Source organism: Pseudomonas sp. AB6, from assembly GCF_034314105.1.
Lineage (GTDB): Bacteria > Pseudomonadota > Gammaproteobacteria > Pseudomonadales > Pseudomonadaceae > Aquipseudomonas.
This window is the reverse complement of sequence record NZ_JAVIWJ010000001.1, coordinates 2,935,932-2,954,441: the sequence shown is the minus strand read 5'-3', so window position 1 is coordinate 2,954,441 and position 18,510 is coordinate 2,935,932. Positions and strand designations below refer to the sequence as shown.

General features: G+C 55.0%; 20 protein-coding genes. 4 read left to right on the top strand and 16 right to left on the bottom strand.

Annotated elements, in window-relative coordinates:
• Positions 1 to 358: 358 nt before the first annotated feature.
• Positions 359 to 985, top strand: coding sequence for a response regulator transcription factor (locus RGW60_RS13955; RefSeq protein ID WP_322205155.1), 627 nt, complete (start codon positions 359 to 361; stop codon positions 983 to 985).
• 125 nt (positions 986 to 1,110) lie between these two features.
• Here RGW60_RS13955 and RGW60_RS13950 read toward each other — a convergent pair whose 3' ends face one another.
• The 8 genes from RGW60_RS13950 to metG all read right to left on the bottom strand — a co-directional run bounded on the left by RGW60_RS13950 (position 1,111) and on the right by metG (position 7,959).
• Entirely contained in the window at positions 1,111 to 1,293 is a 183-nt protein-coding gene (locus RGW60_RS13950; RefSeq protein ID WP_322205154.1) for a PA3496 family putative envelope integrity protein, read from the bottom strand.
• A 105-nt stretch (positions 1,294 to 1,398) separates the two neighbouring features.
• Positions 1,399 to 2,037, bottom strand: coding sequence for an endonuclease III (nth, locus tag RGW60_RS13945; RefSeq protein ID WP_322205153.1), 639 nt, complete (start codon positions 2,035 to 2,037; stop codon positions 1,399 to 1,401).
• Complete coding sequence (locus RGW60_RS13940; protein ID WP_322205152.1) at positions 2,034 to 2,699, bottom strand: Rnf-Nqr domain containing protein; 666 nt, start codon at positions 2,697 to 2,699, stop codon at positions 2,034 to 2,036. The genes nth and RGW60_RS13940 overlap by 4 nt, the downstream gene beginning before the upstream one ends.
• Positions 2,696 to 3,319, bottom strand: coding sequence for an RnfABCDGE type electron transport complex subunit G (locus RGW60_RS13935; protein WP_322205151.1), 624 nt, complete (start codon positions 3,317 to 3,319; stop codon positions 2,696 to 2,698). The genes RGW60_RS13940 and RGW60_RS13935 overlap by 4 nt, the downstream gene beginning before the upstream one ends.
• Positions 3,316 to 4,353 carry an RnfABCDGE type electron transport complex subunit D gene (locus RGW60_RS13930; protein WP_322205150.1) on the bottom strand — a complete coding sequence of 346 codons (1,038 nt, stop codon included), beginning with the start codon at positions 4,351 to 4,353 and terminating at the stop codon, positions 3,316 to 3,318. Before RGW60_RS13930 ends, RGW60_RS13935 begins: the two co-directional genes overlap by 4 nt.
• Entirely contained in the window at positions 4,340 to 5,206 is an 867-nt protein-coding gene (rsxB, locus tag RGW60_RS13925) for an electron transport complex subunit RsxB (protein ID WP_322205149.1), read from the bottom strand. The genes RGW60_RS13930 and rsxB overlap by 14 nt, the downstream gene beginning before the upstream one ends.
• Positions 5,203 to 5,790: an electron transport complex protein RnfA gene (locus tag RGW60_RS13920; RefSeq protein ID WP_322205148.1), complete on the bottom strand. Its 588-nt coding sequence runs from the start codon at positions 5,788 to 5,790 to the stop codon at positions 5,203 to 5,205. Before RGW60_RS13920 ends, rsxB begins: the two co-directional genes overlap by 4 nt.
• Positions 5,791 to 5,916: 126 nt before the next feature.
• Positions 5,917 to 7,959: a methionine--tRNA ligase gene (gene metG / locus RGW60_RS13915; protein WP_322205147.1), complete on the bottom strand. Its 2,043-nt coding sequence runs from the start codon at positions 7,957 to 7,959 to the stop codon at positions 5,917 to 5,919.
• A gap of 188 nt (positions 7,960 to 8,147) precedes the next feature.
• Between metG and apbC the strand changes: the two genes are divergently transcribed.
• Positions 8,148 to 9,242 (top strand): iron-sulfur cluster carrier protein ApbC, encoded by a 1,095-nt coding sequence (gene apbC / locus RGW60_RS13910; RefSeq protein ID WP_322205146.1) that lies wholly within the window; start codon positions 8,148 to 8,150, stop codon positions 9,240 to 9,242.
• A 163-nt stretch (positions 9,243 to 9,405) separates the two neighbouring features.
• On the opposite strand, the gene RGW60_RS13905 is transcribed toward apbC, so the two are convergent.
• Positions 9,406 to 9,615: a cold-shock protein gene (locus tag RGW60_RS13905; RefSeq protein WP_002554837.1), complete on the bottom strand. Its 210-nt coding sequence runs from the start codon at positions 9,613 to 9,615 to the stop codon at positions 9,406 to 9,408.
• A 319-nt stretch (positions 9,616 to 9,934) separates the two neighbouring features.
• Here RGW60_RS13905 and dcd point away from each other — a divergent pair, with 319 nt between their 5' ends.
• Both dcd and RGW60_RS13895 read left to right on the top strand, forming a co-directional pair.
• Positions 9,935 to 10,501, top strand: coding sequence for a dCTP deaminase (gene dcd, locus RGW60_RS13900; protein WP_322205145.1), 567 nt, complete (start codon positions 9,935 to 9,937; stop codon positions 10,499 to 10,501).
• Positions 10,502 to 10,606: 105 nt separating this feature from the next.
• Positions 10,607 to 10,810 (top strand): hypothetical protein, encoded by a 204-nt coding sequence (locus RGW60_RS13895; protein ID WP_322205144.1) that lies wholly within the window; start codon positions 10,607 to 10,609, stop codon positions 10,808 to 10,810.
• Positions 10,811 to 10,822: 12 nt separating this feature from the next.
• Here RGW60_RS13895 and pdeM read toward each other — a convergent pair whose 3' ends face one another.
• The 7 genes from pdeM to RGW60_RS13860 all read right to left on the bottom strand — a co-directional run bounded on the left by pdeM (position 10,823) and on the right by RGW60_RS13860 (position 18,350).
• Positions 10,823 to 11,479 (bottom strand): ligase-associated DNA damage response endonuclease PdeM, encoded by a 657-nt coding sequence (gene pdeM / locus RGW60_RS13890; RefSeq protein ID WP_322205143.1) that lies wholly within the window; start codon positions 11,477 to 11,479, stop codon positions 10,823 to 10,825.
• Positions 11,476 to 13,971, bottom strand: a complete 2,496-nt coding sequence (locus RGW60_RS13885) for a ligase-associated DNA damage response DEXH box helicase (protein WP_322205142.1) — start codon at positions 13,969 to 13,971, stop codon at positions 11,476 to 11,478. The genes pdeM and RGW60_RS13885 overlap by 4 nt, the downstream gene beginning before the upstream one ends.
• A gap of 174 nt (positions 13,972 to 14,145) precedes the next feature.
• A complete protein-coding gene (locus RGW60_RS13880) occupies positions 14,146 to 14,910 on the bottom strand; it encodes an ABC transporter ATP-binding protein (RefSeq protein WP_322205141.1) in 765 nt (254 codons plus the stop codon).
• A 13-nt stretch (positions 14,911 to 14,923) separates the two neighbouring features.
• Positions 14,924 to 16,042, bottom strand: coding sequence for a succinylglutamate desuccinylase/aspartoacylase family protein (locus tag RGW60_RS13875; protein WP_322205140.1), 1,119 nt, complete (start codon positions 16,040 to 16,042; stop codon positions 14,924 to 14,926).
• 8 nt (positions 16,043 to 16,050) lie between these two features.
• Positions 16,051 to 16,761, bottom strand: a complete 711-nt coding sequence (locus RGW60_RS13870) for an ABC transporter permease (protein ID WP_322205139.1) — start codon at positions 16,759 to 16,761, stop codon at positions 16,051 to 16,053.
• Positions 16,758 to 17,486 carry an ABC transporter permease gene (locus RGW60_RS13865; protein WP_322205138.1) on the bottom strand — a complete coding sequence of 243 codons (729 nt, stop codon included), beginning with the start codon at positions 17,484 to 17,486 and terminating at the stop codon, positions 16,758 to 16,760. Before RGW60_RS13865 ends, RGW60_RS13870 begins: the two co-directional genes overlap by 4 nt.
• An 81-nt stretch (positions 17,487 to 17,567) precedes the next feature.
• Positions 17,568 to 18,350, bottom strand: a complete 783-nt coding sequence (locus RGW60_RS13860; RefSeq protein ID WP_322205137.1) for a transporter substrate-binding domain-containing protein — start codon at positions 18,348 to 18,350, stop codon at positions 17,568 to 17,570.
• Positions 18,351 to 18,510: the final 160 nt, after the last annotated feature.

The following is an 18,510-nucleotide window of genomic DNA, read 5'->3' as shown; positions in this document are numbered from 1 at the left end:
CTTGCCGTGCCTATGTTCTCAACAGGAATCGCGGCTAGTGCGGAATAGTCTAAAGGGAGTTGCGGATATGCTTGACGGAACGATAAAAATTCTATTGGTTGAATCAGAAGGCAATGAGTCATCAAAAGGGGCTGCAATCATTTCTTACGTTGTTGGAGTAAGTGGCGTTGGAGTAAATCAGCCGTCAGAAAATCAAAAAAACGTCATGCATATAGGGGTTTTTGTAGGGTATGTCTGTCGTCTTTGTAGGAAAGGTCTCTGTCTGTTGGTCCTCGGAGGGGTGCGCTATGCAAAGCACTAAACGACTAGGCTATTGTGCGGGCTCTGAAAAATCGAACAGCGAAAATTGGACTTGCTCATGAATAAAGTGCTGATCGTGGATGATCACCCCGTCATTAGACTTGCTGTACGCATGCTAATGGAGCGTCACGGCTATGAAGTCGTCGCGGAAACGGATAATGGCGTGGACGCCTTGCAACTTGCTCGCGAACATTTACCCGATATCGTCATTCTTGACATTGGAATACCAAAACTGGACGGTTTGGAGGTTATAGCCCGACTATCAGCAATGACGCTCCCCTTCAGAGTTTTAATACTGACCTCTCAGGCCCCAGGTCATTTTTCCATGCGATGTATGCAAGCGGGGGCAGCGGGATATGTCTGCAAGCAGCAGGATTTAACTGAATTGCTGAGTGCGATAAAGGCAGTACTATCGGGATACAGTTATTTCCCTAACCAGGCATTGCATACCGTGCGCTCCAGCATGGGGAATGCCAGTGAGGCAGATATGGTTGATCGGCTTTCTGGCCGGGAGATGATGGTTCTTCAGCAGTTGGCGTGTGGGAAGACCAACAAGGAAATCGCTGATGGGATGTTTCTAAGTAATAAAACAGTCAGTACGTACAAAACGCGTCTGTTACTAAAACTCAACGCTCACTCATTGGTTGACTTGATTGAGCTTGCTCAGCGCAACGGCTTGGTCTGACCCATTTCGAATGGGGGCAAATGATGAATAGCAAATTCTGGTCCCCCGCCATGTAAAGCTTCTCGAGGATGAGAGGCTTACGTGGCGTTCGTCGTGAGGTCGCAGCCAGCGGGTAGCCCTTTGCCTTACAGATCGAAGTCGTAATCGGCCAATCGCCGCCGCAAGCGTCGTTCCTCCAGCATATTGTCGATCGTGCGACGTTTGCTCAAATTGGTTTTTGCGCTTTCCACAGGTGGAGGTGTGTCATCGTCCGCTTCAACTGCGACGAAATCGTCATCCTCGTCCAGCTGCTCTTTGCCAGTGCTCATAAAGTGACTCCAGGCTTAGGCTGTCATTGGCGGACCTTATAGCGATAATTGTCGGCTGGGTAAAAAGGTTTTTTTCAATCGATTACCCCTGAACTTCACTATTACTCAATCGTCAGACGTTTTTTCTTTAAAATCGCACAAGTCTTCGATCCTGCAACTGCCACAGCGGGGCTTGCGAGCCTGGCACACATAGCGTCCGTGGAGGATCAGCCAGTGGTGGGCGTCGAGCAGGAAATCTTTAGGCACAAATTTCATTAGCTGCCTCTCTACTTCGACCACATTTTTGCCTGGGGCTATGCCCGTACGATTGCTTACCCGATAAATATGCGTGTCCACAGCCATGGTCAGCTGGCGAAATGCAGTATTGAGCACAACGTTCGCTGTTTTACGGCCTACGCCCGGCAACGCCTCTAGGGCTTCGCGCGTTTGCGGTACTTGGCTGCCATGCCGTTCCATTAGGAGGCGACACGTCTCGACGACGTTTTTCGCCTTAGCGTTGTAGAGACCAATGGTTTTTATGTATTCGCAAAGCCCGGCTACCCCTAGGTCGTAAATAGCTTGTGGGGTGTTGGCCACTTGATAAAGGCGTGCTGTTGCCTTGTTGACGCTGACATCTGTCGCTTGGGCCGAGAGAATCACGGAAATCAGTAGTTCAAATGCCGAGTTATACGCTAGCTCGGTTTTGGGTTCCGGAGTGTCCTCACGCAGGCGACGGAAAATTTCCAGGCGTTTTGCGGCGTTCATGGATGCAGCATTTCCTTGACTGTGGAGTGTTGATGGGTGTTCTCGTTATGGGTCGGTCGGCGACCAGCCCGTCGATCAGTCCGATAGTTGTTCGCGGCAAGAAGCAACCCGAGCAGAATAAATCCACCGGGGGTTAACAGAGCAAGATGCGCTCCCCCTGGCGCCACTCGGATTTCCCAGTGCGCCGCGCGGTTGCCAAATAACCATTGAGCCTGGCTGAACAGCGTGCCATTGCCCAGTAGTTCACGCAGCAGTGCAAGAGTCAGCATCAGTGCACAGAATCGAGCAACGAGTGTGCAGCTACGTCGCAAGTCCATTGCCTTGTGTGAGTGGTTGCTCAGTACGCAATAAATGCTTACCAGTGGCAGATATATCCCCAATCCCTGATAAAGCGCCAATGCGCGCGCTTGTATCGCCAACTCAATGCAGCTGACTAGCAAAGCAGCCAGCAACGCGCTGGCGAGGAGTTCGGCGGCTGGCGTCAATAGGCGGCGTATTGGTTGCATCAGCACGGCGTGCGCACCAGCAACGACCCACAGCACCGTTAATAGCCCAACTGCGCGGGTAAGCGAGTCCGTAACGCCCAAAATAGGCGTCAGACTTAGAGGGCCGAGCAGGGCGTTACAGCGAGGGCGGTCGAAGTGTTGCGTAGGGTTATTCATGGGTGCCTACCTGAGGGGAGCGCCATCAGTTGCGCCCGGTAAGCGTCGAAGAAACGTAATGTGGTGCGTATTGCGCCAACGGTTGCCCTTGAGGTGATGGTCGCGCCAGCGATTTGATCAAACTCGCCGTTGTCTTTCTTTACCGACCATGCGGATTCGGGTGGATCGCCGAGCGACCGGCCGATAAATCGCTTCAGCCAAGCCGGCTCAGTCATAAGGCGAGCACCAATGCCGGGCGTTTCGTTGTGTTTGAGGGCTTTGACACCGAGCAGTTGACCCTCTATCGACACCGCGATCAGCAACTCGATGGGGCCCGAATAACCTTGAGCCTGGCTACGAAACAGCACCGCACTGGGCTTGCCCCCTCGTGTTGCAAGATAACCGGCAATCACCGCCTGGGTGTCTGCGGTGCGCTCAGGCAACGACAGTGGGTGCTGCATAGGTTGATTGTCGTAACTGAATGGAGGCATGACCGATAAAAATGCTTGAGATTGAGCCGCCTCTTGCGCTGCGCTGATTTGCAACGCAGCTCCGTGCTGCAGCGCAATCGTCAACCCCACACCAAGGCATGCGAGTAAGACGATAACTGACGCACTCAGCAATCTTGCTCTTATGGTCATGGGACGGCTCCGGTTTTTTCGGTCTCGCCACCGGGTTTTATTCGTTCCAGACGCTCCAACGCGGGAACGGCCAGATTCATGAGCAGCACTGCGAACGCGACCCCGTCGGGATAGCCACCCCATGTGCGGATCACGTACGTAATCAAACCTACTCCGCTGCCAAACAACAGCCTTGCCTGCGGGCTTTTGGGTCCGGACACGGGTTCTGTGACGATAAAAAATGCCCCGAGCATGCTAGCGCCGGTCAGCAGGTGGAACAGTGGCGACCCATGAGAATCGGAGCCTGAACCGTTCCAACACAGCAGGCTGATAACAAACAAGCTGCCCAGCATTCCTACAGGCGCATGCCATGTAAATACGCGTTGCCATAGCAGGAAGGCGCCGCCTGCGAGAAACGCCAGATTAAACCATTCGGCACCCCGCCCCCCGAATCGGCCGAACGACGGGTTGCCGGCGAACAGCTCGTCGACAGTAAGGCTTTTGTTGATCCGCAACGCATCAAGTGCTGTGGCTTGGGCCCATGCGTCGGGTGGCGGTGTCGAGCCCAGGTTCAAACCGAACGTCTGTTGCAGGCCGCCCAGTAAGTTTAGTCCGTGGGAGGAGGGCCAGTGGCTCATGTGTTGGGGAAAAGATACCAGCGCCATCGCGTAACCGAGCATGGCCGGGTTAAACGGATTTTTCCCTATTCCACCAAACAGATGCTTTCCGCACAGCAGGGCAAAACTAGTGGCCAGTAGCGTCAACCACCAAGGTAAATAAGGCGGCAGAGCAAGCACCAGGAGGGTTGCGCTTACCAGCGCGCTGCCATCGCTCAGGCTCGGCGTGAGCGGCAGTTGACGAAGCTTAAGTACCGCTGCTTCTACGACCAGCGCTGTGCTTATTGCCAGCAGCCAGTTAATAACTATCCCCCAGCCGTAAAACCAGACTAGCGCCAGCGCTCCGGGTAATGTCGCAAGCAATACCAGTGTCATGGTTTTTTGCAGGTTCGTGCCGACCTTCTCGACGGTGTGGGGCAAAGTCTCAGGCGTTGGCATGCGCGCTAACCTGGGGGTGTGCCTGCGCCGATGTTTCCAGAAGGTTCAAGGCCTGCTCGGCGGCTTCGAATTCGCGCTGCAACACCACGAGTTGCTCTTGTTGTTCACGGGTGGGCGGATGGCCAAAGGCTTTCAATGATTTATTCAATTGCGCGCGGCTCATCGCCATCATGATCTTGGCTTTTTTCAGTGCTTGATCAGCGACCGCCGCTTTCTGTGCGCGAATACGTTCAATGGCGCACAGCACTGGGTTCAGTGCTGTTTCTGGGGCTGCACTGACCTGAACGGCGCGCTGCAGGCGGGCCATGCGTTCTGCTTGCCGATGCTCCTCTTCGCGGTGTAGTCGATCATTACGTGCTTCAAAGCGGTGGCGGGCGCGATTGCGCTTCGCAAGTCGAGCGTGCTGTTGTTCATTGCTAACCGCCAGACCGCCCACGATAGCGACGACGCCGGACAGCGGCAGGGGATGCATCTCGATGCAGTCCACCGGACATGGCGCCACGCACAAGTCGCAACCGGTGCATTCATCAATAATTACGGTGTGCATCAGCTTTGCCGCGCCGAGGATGGCGTCCACCGGGCAGGCCTGAATACATTTGGTACAGCCGATGCATTCCGCTTCGCGAATGAATGCGATCTGTGGCGGCGCTGGGCCACGTTCAAGGTCCAGTTGCAAGGCCGGAACCTTTAGCAGTCGGGCGAGCTCGGCGACGGTTTCGTCGCCCCCGGGAGGGCATTTGTTAATCGCTTCGCCGCGTGCGATGCCTTCGGCGTAGGGTTTGCAACCTGGGTGGCCGCACTTGCCGCATTGCGTCTGTGGAAGCAGCGCGTCAATGGTTTGGATTAGGTTCATAGGTTGGTCAGCCCACTGAATCCAATAAAGGCCACGCCCATCAAGCCCGCGCTGATTAGCTGTATCGGTAAACCACGAAAAGGCAGCGGCACGTCTTGGGTTTGAATCCGCTGTTGAAGATCATGAAACAGGCTCAAAACCAACCAAAATCCCAGCCCGGAGCCGAGACTCAATGCCAGCGCGAAGAAAATACCCCTGTCAGGCAGCGTGGCTAACAGCGCTAACCCAAGAATGCCGGAGTTGCTTAGCAGTAGCAGCAACAGTCCGTCGAACGACACCTTGGGCAGTAATCGCGACAGCACGGATACGCAGGGCTTGATGACCATTACACTGATCGGCAAGAACACGAACAACCGCAAATAAGTCAGCTCCAGCGGCACCAGTACAGCGTGGTACAGCAGGTAACTGAGAAGCGTACTGCAAAACATCACCCACACTGTCGCCATTCCCAGCGCATGAAGTTGCAACCTGGTAACTCGGGGTTTGCGGCTGGCATTGAGTACTGGATTGACGCCCAGCGGCCACTGCAATACGACGTTATTGATCAGGGCGGCGCTGATGAGCGTGAGAATGAAATCGGTCATGGGTGTGCCGGGGTCAACGAACAGGCCAGAGGGTCTTTAAAGAAGATAGTCGCCAGCAAACTAGCATGGATAATTCTTGCGCGAAAAAGCCCACGAACAGCTATGTTCGTGGGCTTTGCGTCAGGGTTACTTGATTCGCTGACCCGGCTTGGCTCCGCTGTCCGGGCTGAGCAGGTAGATCTCTTCGCCGCCGGGACCAGCTGCCATTACCATGCCTTCGGATATACCAAAGCGCATTTTCCGTGGTTTGAGGTTGGCAATCATCATCGTGAGGCGCCCTTCCAATTCCGCTGGATTCGGGTAGGCGCTCTTGATTCCGGAGAAGACATTGCGCTGTTCGTCACCAATGTCCAAGGTCAAACGCAGCAGTTTGTCAGCGCCTTCAACGTGTTCAGCCTTGAGAATCAGGGCTACTCGAAGGTCTACAGCAGCGAATGCATCAAAATCGATTTCGGCAGCCAGCGGGTCTTTTATCAACTCCCCGTTGCCTTGCGGAACAATCAGGATTTCGGTGGCAGTCAGGTCTTCTTTCGAGGCGTCGCTCATGGCTTGTACTTTTACCGGATCGATGCGGGTCATCAGCGGCAGGAACGGGTTGAGCTGATGATTACTCAGCAGCGTCAGGTGATCGTCCCAGGTCAGCGGCGCGACGTTGAGGAATTTCTCTGCATCGGCAGCCAGCAGCGGTAGCACCGGCTTGAGGAAAATCACCAGTTGGCGGAACAGATTGATGCCCAAGGCGCAAACGGCCTGGACTTCATCTTGTTTGCCTTCTTGCTTGGCCAGTGACCACGGCGCTTTGTCGGCGATATAGGCATTGGCGCGATCAGCCAGCCCCATGATTTCGCGCATGGCCCTGGCAAAGTCCCGCGCTTCATACGCTTCGGCAATCCCCGGCGCGGCCGCGAGGAACGCGTCGGTCAGTTCTGGCGCGGCATTTCCTGCGACCATCACTCCAGCGTTGCCTTTGTGGATGAAACCGGCACAGCGACTGGCGATATTGACCACTTTACCGATCAGGTCCGAGTTGACCTTCTGTACGAAGTCCTCAAGGTTTAGATCCAGGTCATCAACGCCACGGCTGAGCTTGGCCGCATAGTAGTAACGCAGGTATTCCGGCGTCAGGTTATCCAGATACGTTCGCGCTTTAATAAATGTTCCGCGCGATTTCGACATTTTCTGACCGTTGACGGTTAGGTACCCGTGAACGTTGATCGCTGTTGGCTTACGCAACCCCGCGCCTTCGAGCATGGCCGGCCAGAACAGGGCGTGGAAGTTGACGATGTCCTTACCGATGAAATGGTACAGCTCAGTCGTGGAGTCCTTGGCCCAATAGGCGTCGAAGTCCAGATCAGGACGGCGTGCGCAAAGATTCTTGAAGCTGGCCATATAACCAATCGGCGCATCCAGCCAAACATAGAAATATTTGCCCGGCTCACCTGGAATCTCGAAGCCGAAATAGGGTGCGTCGCGGGAAATGTCCCACTGTTGCAGGCCTGCATCCAGCCATTCGGAAATTTTGTTCGCAACCGCCTCTTGTAGTGTGCCACTGCGGGTCCAGCTTTTCAGCATGGCGTCGAAGTCGGGCAGTTTGAAGAAAAAATGCTGCGACTCTTTCAAGACCGGCGTAGCACCTGAAATCGCCGATTTTGGATTTTTCAGGTCCGTTGGCGCATAGGTCGCACCGCATTTTTCGCAGTTGTCACCGTATTGATCTTCGGTGCCGCACTTCGGGCAGGTGCCTTTAATGAACCGGTCTGCCAGGAACATCAGCTTTTCAGGGTCGAAATACTGGGTGATCGAGCGCGTGGCGATGTGCCCAGCATCACGTAGTCGGGTATAGATCATGCTCGACAGCTCGCGGTTTTCATCCGAGTGCGTCGAGTGGAAATTATCGAAGTCCACCAGGAAGTCGGCAAAGTCGGCGCTGTGTTCAGCCTTTACGTTGGCGATCAGTTGCTCTGGGGTGATACCTTCTTTTTCAGCACGCAGCATGATAGCCGAGCCGTGAGCATCGTCCGCGCAGACGTATATGCACTGATTGCCGCGGTGCTTCTGAAAACGCACCCACATATCGGTCTGGATGTACTCAAGCATATGGCCAAGGTGGATTGAGCCATTAGCATAGGGCAGGGCGCTGGTGACGAGTATCTTGCGTGGCTCGGACATGGGGCTCGGCTACTTGAAGTGGAACGGAGGTCGGCCACTATAAAGGGCTGGGCGATATTTTTCACCCAGCGGACACAAATTGCTCGTCTTTACCGGGCGGCTCAGCATGCGGCGAAAGCATGCCGAGGTGCAGCATAAAGCGTAGGATAGCCGCCTGTTTTACTCAGTCATTACTATCGGGAGTAGCCATGAGCGCTGTTAATCGCGCAACGGTGGAAGCCGTTCTTCGCCAATATACCGACCCATATTTGAATCAGGATCCTGTCAGCGCAGGTTGTGTCAGCGCTATCGACATTCAGGGTGATCGCGTCAGTGTAAAACTTGAGTTAGGTTACGCCGCCGCTTTATTCCAGAAGGGTTGGGCGCAAATGCTGCAAATTGCGCTTGAGGGTCTCGACGGCGTGTCGTCAGCCAAGGTCGATGTCCGCTGTGTGATTTCAGCACACAAGGCCCAAGAACAAATACCGGCCCTGGCAAATGTGAAAAACATTGTGGCCGTGGCATCGGGTAAGGGCGGTGTGGGCAAATCCACTACAGCTGCCAATCTGGCGCTGGCGTTGTCTCGGGAAGGCGCTCGCGTCGGTATGCTTGACGCTGATATCTATGGCCCGAGTCAGGGTGTGATGTTCGGCATTGCTGAAGGTACGCGGCCCAAGATCAAGGATCAGAAGTGGTTTGTGCCCATCGAATCCCACGGGATACAGGTGATGTCCATGGCGTTTCTGACGGACGACAACACGCCGATGGTCTGGCGTGGCCCGATGGTTTCCGGTGCTTTGTTGCAGTTGATTACTCAGACTGCATGGGATGATCTGGATTACTTGGTCATCGATATGCCGCCAGGCACCGGTGATATTCAGCTGACGCTGGCGCAAAAAGTTCCGGTAGCAGGTGCCGTGATTGTCACTACACCGCAGGATCTAGCATTGCTAGATGCGAAGAAAGGCGTGGAGATGTTCCGCAAGGTCAACATTCCGGTGTTGGGCGTGGTTGAAAACATGGCAATTCACATTTGCTCTAGCTGCGGCCACGCAGAGCACTTGTTCGGTGAGGGCGGCGGCGAAAAGCTGGCCGCGCAATACGATGTCGAGTTATTGGCGTCGTTGCCGTTGTCCATGTTGATTCGCGAGCAGGCGGACGGCGGCAAGCCCACGGTCATCGCCGAGCCTGAAAGTCAGATCGCGATGGTTTACCAGGAGCTTGCGCGGCACGTAGGTGCGCGGATCGTCTTGCAAGAGGCTCGGTCACAAGCAATGCCGAGCATTACCGTGAGCGAAGATTGACTTCGAACAATGGAAAAACCGGTAGAAGCTGCCGAAGGCTGCGCGTCTTGATGATGATCGCAGCCTTCGGCAGCTCCTACCGGTCTTTACACCCGAGTAAATTTCAGGCGTAAAAAAACCTCGCTTTTAAGGGCGAGGTTCTTTTTAAGCGAATAAGTACAAGTTAGATAACTTGAACTTCTTCAGCTTGCATGCCTTTCTGACCGCGGGTAGCGATGAAAGAGACCTGCTGGCCTTCTTTCAGGCTTTTGAAGCCGTCAGATTGGATTGCTTTGAAGTGAACGAACAGGTCGTCACCGGACTGTGGAGTGATGAAGCCGAAGCCTTTTTCATCGTTGAACCACTTAACGGTACCAGTTTGGCGATTAGACATGGTGTATCTCCTTGGACAAAGTTGACTGCGACTCAGGAAAAGCCCTGGCCGAGACTGAGTGCAAAGAGCAGGAAAAATTCTTGGAGATGGTTGGATCGAAATTCAACATCGTGTAGAGATTCTCAGTGACACAAGCAACACAGTGGCGCCACCTTAACGTGTTTTTCGGAACGTGCCAATGGTCTGATCACGATTATTTACTTTCGTGACTAATGAGCTATGGGAGACAGGCGGTTCACCGCCAGAGTCTTTGAACCCAACGGTCCAGCCCGGTAAGATGCCGGACAGATTTTTCTAGCTCGCTATTCAGGACACCGCCATGAGTATCAAATCGGATAAATGGATTCGCCGCATGGCGCAAGAGCACGGCATGATCGAGCCGTTCGTAGAGCGTCAAGTACGGGGCGAAGGCGCCAACCGACTGATCTCCTACGGTGTATCGAGCTACGGTTACGACGTGCGCTGCGCTGCTGAGTTTAAGGTATTCACCAACATTAACTCGGCGACTGTAGACCCCAAGAATTTCGATGAAAAGAGCTTTGTCGACGTGACCAGCGATGTCTGCATCATCCCGCCAAACTCTTTTGCACTTGCGCGCACCGTCGAATACTTTCGCATTCCTCGCAATGTACTGACCATTTGTCTGGGAAAAAGTACTTATGCCCGCTGCGGAATCATTGTCAATGTGACGCCACTTGAGCCTGAGTGGGAAGGTCACGTGACTCTGGAATTTTCGAATACCACGACCCTGCCAGCGAAAATCTACGCAAACGAGGGAGTGGCACAGATGCTTTTTCTGGAATCCGACGAAGAGTGCGAAATCTCCTACAAAGACCGCGGCGGCAAATATCAGGGCCAGCGCGGCGTGACCTTGCCACGTACCTGATCACCACTGATCCGGCAGCGAGGGAATTAGTCTCCCGATCGGCACTCTATTGACTGAACTGTTTGGACCCGACGCCAACGAGCCATACTACTTTCAGGAGTGCCTATGAAAACGTATTTGAAGCCCATTGTTCCTCCGACGGACTCACATGACAATCATGTAGGGCTTCTTGCCTGGTCGCTTCTCGCATCTCCACAGCTCAACATGGTTGGCGGAATTCCTGGTCAGCCTGGCCCAGACACACCTCAGCCTACAGAACCCGGCGAGCCAACACTCCCGGATCAGCCGCCACCTGCGCCAGTCGCTTGATCTGCGGGCAGCTTATTGCGCGCGCCACACGGTCCCGTCGCCGACGATAAAAATACGGCTTCCCACTTCGGGATATATTTCCATGCCGCCTGTAAAGGCCCCGAAGGCAGGCAATAGCGCGAGTCGTTCCTTCAAGTAAAAACACGGCAAACGCAGGCTCTGTCGACCAATGCCATTTAGTCGATAAACCGGGTGGACGTGGCCAGCGAGCACAGTGTGAGTTTCGTGCTCATGAGGCTCATGTTGTAACGCGAACGGACCGAGCAACAAGGGTTCCGACACCACTTCAAATTGCCAATCGATAGGTGGGTCTCCAGCACGCAAATCGTGGTTTCCGCGAATGAGAATAACGCGCAAATTCTCATGGCGCTGCCGCCATTCTCGTAACGCTGCCAGCGTGGTTACCGCTCGTGAACCTGGTGCATGGAAGAAGTCACCCAAGAAAATCAGGCATTCACACGGGTAACATTTTAGAAGTACATCAAGGCGTTGCAGGTTGCTGTGTGTCGTGCCATGGGGCACCGGCTGCCCAAGTTTTCGATACGCCGCGGCTTTGCCGAAATGCGCATCGGCAATCATCAACACCCGCAAGGCCGGGTAATAGACAGCCTTTTCCGCCAGCAGCCACAGCTGCGCACCTGCCAGTTCTATAGAGTAATGGGGGGTCATGGATTTAACTCAGCCCCAGCGGCTTTTTCCAGATCGCGCACCATTCGGGCGATACGGTCAGCGAGTTTTTCCGAGGTGAGACTTTCACGAAAACGCTCTACCAATAGCGGAAAAGCCAGCGGGGTCGGGCGTTTGATCTGATGCACGTCCAGTGTGCGGTGATTGATTTGCTCCAATGAGCGTTCAAGCCGGTCGACATCCAGTTCCTGGCGCAAGACTTCCTCTTGGGCTTGGGTCAGCAACAAATTACTCGAGTCGTATTGCTTGAAGACCTCAAAAAACAACCCGCTGGATGCTTGTAATTGGCGCGCGCTTTTAGGTGCACCGGGATAGCCGGAGAACACTAGTCCAGCTATCCGGGCGATTTCCCGGAAACGCCGAAGGGCCAGTTCTCCGGCATTCAAGCTGGCAAGTATGTCTTCCAGCAGGTGGTCTTGACTGAACAAATCGGCCTTCAGCTCTTCAGCCCAGTTCACTTGTGTTGCACTGAGCAGTTCGAAACCATAATCATTGACGGCAATTGAAAACGTCAGCGGTCGATTGCGGCTCAAGCGCCAAGCCAGCAAACTCGCCAATCCCAGATGCACGTGGCGTCCGGCGAAAGGGTAGAGAAAAAGATGCCACCCCTCCCGGGACTTAAGTATCTCCGCCAACAACGTGTTTTGTCGGGGTAGGCCGGACCACTTTTGCTGCACTTGCAATAGCGGGCGCACGGCTTGCATTTCCGGGCTGCCGAACTCGCCTTTGGACGCTTCGTCGAATTGAGTGACCACCGCATCTGCCAGCTCGCTGGACAAGGGCATTCGACCCCCGTTCCAGCGCGGTACGGCGGCTTTTTTACTGGTGGCACGGCGTACATAGGCGGTCATATTTTCTACCCGCACGAGCTCCAGCAGTCGACCACCGAACAAAAAGCCGTCCCCCGATTTCAAGCGTGCAATAAAGCCTTCCTCGACGGTGCCCAAGGCGCGGCCACCGCCACCTTTGCTCCAATACTTCACATTAATACTGGCATCGCTGACGATGGTACCGATGCTCATGCGATGGCGCCGGGCCAGGCGTGCGTCAGGTACGCGCCAAACGCCATGCTCGTCCGGTTCAGCGCGGCGGTAATCGGGGTAGGCGGTCAGGGAGTGGCCGCCATGCCGAACGAAAGCCAGCGCCCATTGCCATTGGTCCTCGGTAAGTTCGCGGTAAGCCCAGGCACTGCGCACTTCAATCAGCAACTCATCAGGGCGAAAACCACCTCCGAGGGCCATGCTCACCAAATGTTGAACCAGAACGTCCAGTGGCTTGTGGGGTGATTCCCGAGGTTCGATTCGCCTCGCGGCTACGGCACTGCGAGCCGCAGCGGCCTCCACCAATTCCAAGCTGTGGGTCGGCACCAAGGTTACACGCGACGGGCGCCCAGGCGCATGGCCCGAACGTCCGGCACGCTGCATTAAGCGCGCAACACCTTTGGCCGAGCCGATCTGCAGAACCCGTTCCACCGGCAGAAAGTCCACCCCCAGATCCAGACTGGAGGTGCACACCACGGCTTTGAGGTGGCCTTCCTTGAGGCTCATCTCAACCCAGTCGCGCACTTCCCGAGCCAGAGATCCATGATGCAACGCGATCAGCCCCGCCCAATCAGGGCGAGCCTCAAGCAGCGCCTGATACCAGATCTCTGATTGCGCACGGGTGTTGGTAAACAACAGACAAGTTGCGCTGCTGTCTACTTCGGCAACCACCTGCGGCAGCATGCTTAATCCCATGTGTCCCGCCCAGGGAAAGCGTTCAATGGACAGCGGCAGTAACGTGTCAACGCGCAAGTCTTTGGCGACGTTGCCTTGCACGCTGATTCCGGTCTCGCCTAGCAACGCCTGCTGTGCATGAACTTGATTACCTAGTGTTGCCGAAACACCCCACACGATCAGTTGTGGATTCCAGCGCCGGAGTCGCGCCAGCGCCAGTTGCACTTGCACGCCGCGCTTGTTGCCAATCAGTTCGTGCCATTCATCTACTACCACCATGCGCAATGTGGACAGCGTAGCGCGGGCGTCTTCGCGGGTCAGCAGCAGGGTCAAGCTTTCTGGCGTCGTGATCAGTGCACTGGGCAGTCGACGCGCTTGCTTGGCGCGTTCACTGCCGCTGGTGTCACCGGTGCGCAGGCCGACACTCCAGGGAATGTTCAAATCCAGCAGCGGCGCTTGCAGGGCGCGGGCAGTGTCGGCGGCGAGGGCGCGCATCGGTGTGATCCACAGCACACTCAAGGGCGCCGCAGGCGGTTTGCGCTTGCTCGGCTTATCGGCAGTGAGTGGCATCGCGGCGTTTGCGAAGCGGTTCAGCGCAGCAAACCACACCGCATAGGTTTTACCCGCGCCGGTACTAGCATGCAGCAAACCCGATTCACCGCGTTTAACCGCTGCCCACACTTCTTTTTGAAACGCAAAAGGTGTCCAGCCGCGAGCAGAGAACCATCGTCGAGCGAAGTCGCTGGGAGTTTTGCTCATGCCGCGCTGAATGCTCTGAATGGCTTAATTCAGAGACAGCGAGGATTGGGGATTAGTTTTGTGCCTGGAAGGCCGATAAACCGCTTTGCGAATGAATTCGGTCTCACAGGGAATCGATATTTGCCTGTGGGACCGAATTCATTCGGGAATGTCGCGACGCGGTATCAGCTGCTGTTACTTCAAATTTCCACTCAAAAACTGGCGCAGTCGATCACTTTGCGGGTTGCCCAAGACTTCGTCCGGGTGTCCTTGTTCTTCCACCAAACCCTGGTGCAGGAACATCACCTGATTGGATACTTTGCGCGCAAAGCTCATTTCGTGGGTCACCATGATCATGGTTCGGCCTTCTTCAGCCAGGCCCTGAATCACTTTGAGCACTTCGCCCACCAGCTCCGGGTCCAGCGCCGAGGTGGGTTCGTCGAACAGCATCACCTCGGGTTCCATCGCCAATGCCCGTGCAATCGCGACGCGCTGTTGTTGGCCACCAGAAAGGAAAGCGGGGTATTGCTCGGCGACGCGAGCCGGCAGCCCCACTTTGTCGAGGTACTTGCGCGCACGTTCTTCAGCGTCGCGTTTGCTGACGCCCAGTACACGACGCGGGGCCATGGCGACGTTTTCCAATACGGTCATGTGGCTCCACAAATTAAAATGCTGGAACACCATCGCCAGCCGTGTGCGGATGCGCTGCAATTCAGCCGGGTCGGCGACGCGCATGCCATGCCGGTCGCAGACCATGCGAATTTGTTGGCCGTCCAGGCTCATGGCGCCATCGTTCGGCGTTTCGAGAAAGTTGATGCAGCGCAAGAACGTGCTTTTACCCGACCCGCTGGCGCCGATAAGGCTGATAACATCGCCGGTATTGGCCTTGAGGGATACGCCTTTGAGCACTTCGTTATCGCCGTAGCTTTTGTGCAGGCTATCAATGGTCAGTTTGTACATTGCCGTGCGGTCCTTAAGGAGAGAGCAGGTAACCGCTACGGTAGGCTTCGGTGCCTGCAACGTGAGCGATGACCATGCCGGCGGTTGCCATGCGGCGCACTGAGCGCGCATACAACAAACCGGGATTAAGAGTGTGGATCGGCGTTACCAGATCGGTGATCGGATCTATGATTTCAGCAATGAGCTGCCCGGCTACCAGGTATTCACCGGGCAACGCACAAAACACCAGCAAGCCGCCCACCGCCGTTTCCACCGGTTCAACGGCTGCTAGCGGCGTTGCCGGATACAGCAACTCCGGCAACGGTGTAGGTTCCCCGGCAATCACGCCCAAGTGCATGAGGTAATTGATCAGTGCCTGACAATCGCGACTGGCCAGCGCGTGACTGACATCACACTGACCACGAAGCTCTAGGGTCACCGAAAAACTGCCCATCGGAATTTCGAAGCGCCCATCGAAGCGCTGTTGCAACTGCCACCAGAGCAGCGTGAAACATTCATCGAACGACTGACCGCCAGAGTCGGTGGCCAACAGACTGGCCTGAGCGCCGAGATAGCGCGACAGCGGTTCGACCAGCGACCAGGCTTCGGGGGTGGTGTAAAGATGTTCCACGGCTTCGAAATCGCAATGCAGGTCCAGCACCATGTCAGCGTCACACGCCAGCGTTTGCAGGATCAGCCGCTGCGACTGCAACTGAGTGCCGGGCACCTGCGCGACCAATGCCGCGCGTAGGCTGGCGCGGATTAGTTCAAGATTTCGCTGTGGATTATCACCGAGCAGGGCTTCGACGTCGTCCCCGACCTGTTGACTAAGGTCGAGGAATCGACGGTTAAAATTGTGCCCACTTTCCAGTTCATAGCGGCCCAGCGGGATGTCCATTAGCACCTGTTCAAGGCCAATGGGATTAGCCACCGGGACCAAAACGATTTCGCCCAGCAGCCTTCCGGCCCTTTCCAGTTCGGCCAGTCGCTGTTTTAAATGCCAGGCCACCAACATGCCGGGCAATTCGTCCGCGTGCAGCGAGGCCTGAATATAGACTTTGCGACCCGCATTTTCTGGGCCGTAATAAAAGCTGTGAATCTGCCGCGCGGTTCCCGGCAGGGGGGCTAGCACATTGTGGGCTTGATGGCGCATAAAGTGTCCTAATGAGCCGGGCCGAGAAAGGCCAGCCAGCGGCGTTCAGCCAACCGGAACAGGCCAACCAAGGCAAAAGTAACCGTCAAATAGATCAGTGCGGCGATACCGAAAGATTGAAACGTCATGAATGTAGCTGAGTTGGCGTCTCTGGCGACCTTGAGAATATCCGGAACGGTGGCGGTAAATGCGACGGTGGTCGAATGCAGCATCAAGATCACTTCATTGCTGTAGAACGGCAGTGAGCGTCGCAGTGCCGACGGCATGATGACGTAGGCATAAAGCTTCCAGCCGGTGAGCCCGAACGCCTTGGCCGCTTCGACTTCGCCATGGGCCATGCTTCGGATCGACCCGGCAAAAATTTCGGTGGTGTAAGCACAGGTGTTTAACGCAAACGCGAGAATCGTACAGTTCATGGCGTCGCGGAAAAAGGCATCAAGCAACGGTTGTGCGCGAATCGCCGCAATGCTGTAGATGCCGGTGTAGCAAATTAACAGTTGGATATAAAGCGGGGTTCCACGAAACAGGTAGGTGTAGAACTGTACTGGCAAGCGAATCCAGAACTTAGGCGAAACCCTGGCGATAGAGAGTGGGATCGACACTACAAAGCCAATGGCGATTGAGGCGCTAAGCAGCCACATGGTCATCGCCAGACCGGTGATGTGTTGACCGTCGCTATAAAGGAAGGGCCGCCAATATTCTTGAAGAAGTTCAATCATCGTTGTGCCTCCCGGCTACCAGCGGCATAACGTCGTTCAGCCCAGCGCAAGACAATGTTGGAAACGCTGGTAATCAGTAAGTAGATCAACGCCGCCACCACCAGAAAGTAGAAAAGCTCGTAGGTGCTTTTGCCTGCGTCTTGGGAGGCCTTGACCAGATCGGCCAGGCCGATGATTGAGACCAGGGCAGTGGCCTTGAGGATCACCATCCAGTTGTTACCGATGCCCGGCAATGCGAAACGCATCATTTGCGGAAATACCACAAGGCGAAATCGCTGGGCACGGGTCAAGCCATACGCAGTGGCGGCTTCAATCTGGCCGCGAGGCACAGATAGAATGGCGCCGCGGAAGGTTTCGGTGAAATAAGCTCCGTAGATAAACCCCAGGGTGATTACCCCAGCGGCGAACGGATCGATTTCGATGTAGTCCCAGTCCATTATTTCAGTGAAGCTGGTCAGCCAGGTTTGCAGGCTGTAGAAAATCAGCAGCATCAGCACCAGGTCGGGCACGCCGCGGATCAAGGTGGTGTAAATCTGCGCTGGAATGCGCAGCGCACGCAAACTGGACAATTTGCAGCTGGCGCCGATCAAGCCGAGGATAACGGCGACCAACAGCGACAAAATTCCTAATTGGATGGTCATCCACGTCCCTTGAAGCAGCAGGGGCCCAAAGCCTTTCAAGCTGAGGGCAGATAAACCAAGGTATTGCAGCCATTCGTCGAGCATGAATCAAGCCTTTTACGGTCAAAAAAACGCCCATCGAAACGGGTGACGGTACTCACCTGAAGTCGATGGGCGTTGGGATGTTTATTTACCGCTATACAGGTTCAGATCGCCAAAGTGTTTTTTCTGGATTTCTTCGTATTTACCGTCAGCGTGTAACGCTTTGATACCTTTATCCAACAGTGCTTTGAGGTCTTTGTTACCTTTCGAGATACCAACTGCCGTTTTTGCTGGCAACAGTGGATCTGTGATTGGCTTGGAAACTTCAAAACCAGCACCTCCTGGCGATTTCAAAAAGCCCAGCTCGGCTTGCAGCATGTCTTGTACCGAAGCATCAAGACGACCCGAAGTCAGGTCAGCGTAAACCTGATCCTGGTTGGCGTAAGCCTTGGTGGTCACACCTGCTTTGTCCAAAACGGCTTTGGCATAGGCCTCCTGAATCGTGCCTTGCTCATAACCAACCGTTTTGCCTTTCAGGGTTGCCGGGTCGGAAGTGACGCCAGAACCTTTCTTGAAAACCAACGACGTTGGACCGGAAAACAGTTCGCTTGAGAAGTCGATAACCTTCTCACGAGCCTCTGTAACGGTCATCGACGAGATAACACCGTCGAATTTATTGGCTTTCAAGCCAGGGATCATGCCGTCGAAATCGCTTTCAACCCATTTGCATTTCACTTTCAGCTCGGCGCAAATCGCATTGCCCAGATCGATATCGAAGCCTACCAGGCTGCCATCGGCTGCTTTTGATTCGAAAGGTGCATAAGAAGGATCGACGCCGAAGCGCAATTCCTTGTATTCCTTGGCCATTGCACTGCCAGCGGCCAGACAAATAGCCAATGCGGAAAGGGTCAGCCATGCTTTTTTCATTGATCAGTCCTTAAAACCAAAATGAGCGTTGGGAACACGCGGATCTCTTGCTACCGGCAAGCGCCAGACGGTAAGAAGATAGCAATATTTGAACCAAAGAGACGAACGTGCGTTTTAAATGTACAGAGTTGTCGCAATGATGACTTTAGTGCTGAAACGC

Excerpts from the sequence above, each read along its gene's own strand:
- RGW60_RS13895 (WP_322205144.1), top strand. The coding sequence starts at position 10,607 with ATGAAAACGTATTTGAAGCCCATTGTTCCTCCGACGGACTCACATGAC.
- rsxB (WP_322205149.1), bottom strand. The coding sequence starts at position 5,206 with ATGAACCTAATCCAAACCATTGACGCGCTGCTTCCACAGACGCAATGC.
- apbC (WP_322205146.1), top strand. The coding sequence starts at position 8,148 with ATGAGCGCTGTTAATCGCGCAACGGTGGAAGCCGTTCTTCGCCAATAT.
- RGW60_RS13955 (WP_322205155.1), top strand. The coding sequence starts at position 359 with ATGAATAAAGTGCTGATCGTGGATGATCACCCCGTCATTAGACTTGCT.
- RGW60_RS13885 (WP_322205142.1), bottom strand. The coding sequence starts at position 13,971 with ATGAGCAAAACTCCCAGCGACTTCGCTCGACGATGGTTCTCTGCTCGC.
- dcd (WP_322205145.1), top strand. The coding sequence starts at position 9,935 with ATGAGTATCAAATCGGATAAATGGATTCGCCGCATGGCGCAAGAGCAC.
- RGW60_RS13905 (WP_002554837.1), bottom strand. The coding sequence starts at position 9,615 with ATGTCTAATCGCCAAACTGGTACCGTTAAGTGGTTCAACGATGAAAAA.
- RGW60_RS13950 (WP_322205154.1), bottom strand. The coding sequence starts at position 1,293 with ATGAGCACTGGCAAAGAGCAGCTGGACGAGGATGACGATTTCGTCGCA.
- RGW60_RS13870 (WP_322205139.1), bottom strand. The coding sequence starts at position 16,761 with ATGATTGAACTTCTTCAAGAATATTGGCGGCCCTTCCTTTATAGCGAC.
- nth (WP_322205153.1), bottom strand. The coding sequence starts at position 2,037 with ATGAACGCCGCAAAACGCCTGGAAATTTTCCGTCGCCTGCGTGAGGAC.
- RGW60_RS13880 (WP_322205141.1), bottom strand. The coding sequence starts at position 14,910 with ATGTACAAACTGACCATTGATAGCCTGCACAAAAGCTACGGCGATAAC.
- RGW60_RS13930 (WP_322205150.1), bottom strand. The coding sequence starts at position 4,353 with ATGCCAACGCCTGAGACTTTGCCCCACACCGTCGAGAAGGTCGGCACG.
- RGW60_RS13935 (WP_322205151.1), bottom strand. The coding sequence starts at position 3,319 with ATGACCATAAGAGCAAGATTGCTGAGTGCGTCAGTTATCGTCTTACTC.
- RGW60_RS13875 (WP_322205140.1), bottom strand. The coding sequence starts at position 16,042 with ATGCGCCATCAAGCCCACAATGTGCTAGCCCCCCTGCCGGGAACCGCG.
- RGW60_RS13860 (WP_322205137.1), bottom strand. The coding sequence starts at position 18,350 with ATGAAAAAAGCATGGCTGACCCTTTCCGCATTGGCTATTTGTCTGGCC.
- metG (WP_322205147.1), bottom strand. The coding sequence starts at position 7,959 with ATGTCCGAGCCACGCAAGATACTCGTCACCAGCGCCCTGCCCTATGCT.
- RGW60_RS13865 (WP_322205138.1), bottom strand. The coding sequence starts at position 17,486 with ATGCTCGACGAATGGCTGCAATACCTTGGTTTATCTGCCCTCAGCTTG.
- RGW60_RS13940 (WP_322205152.1), bottom strand. The coding sequence starts at position 2,699 with ATGAATAACCCTACGCAACACTTCGACCGCCCTCGCTGTAACGCCCTG.
- RGW60_RS13920 (WP_322205148.1), bottom strand. The coding sequence starts at position 5,790 with ATGACCGATTTCATTCTCACGCTCATCAGCGCCGCCCTGATCAATAAC.
- pdeM (WP_322205143.1), bottom strand. The coding sequence starts at position 11,479 with ATGACCCCCCATTACTCTATAGAACTGGCAGGTGCGCAGCTGTGGCTG.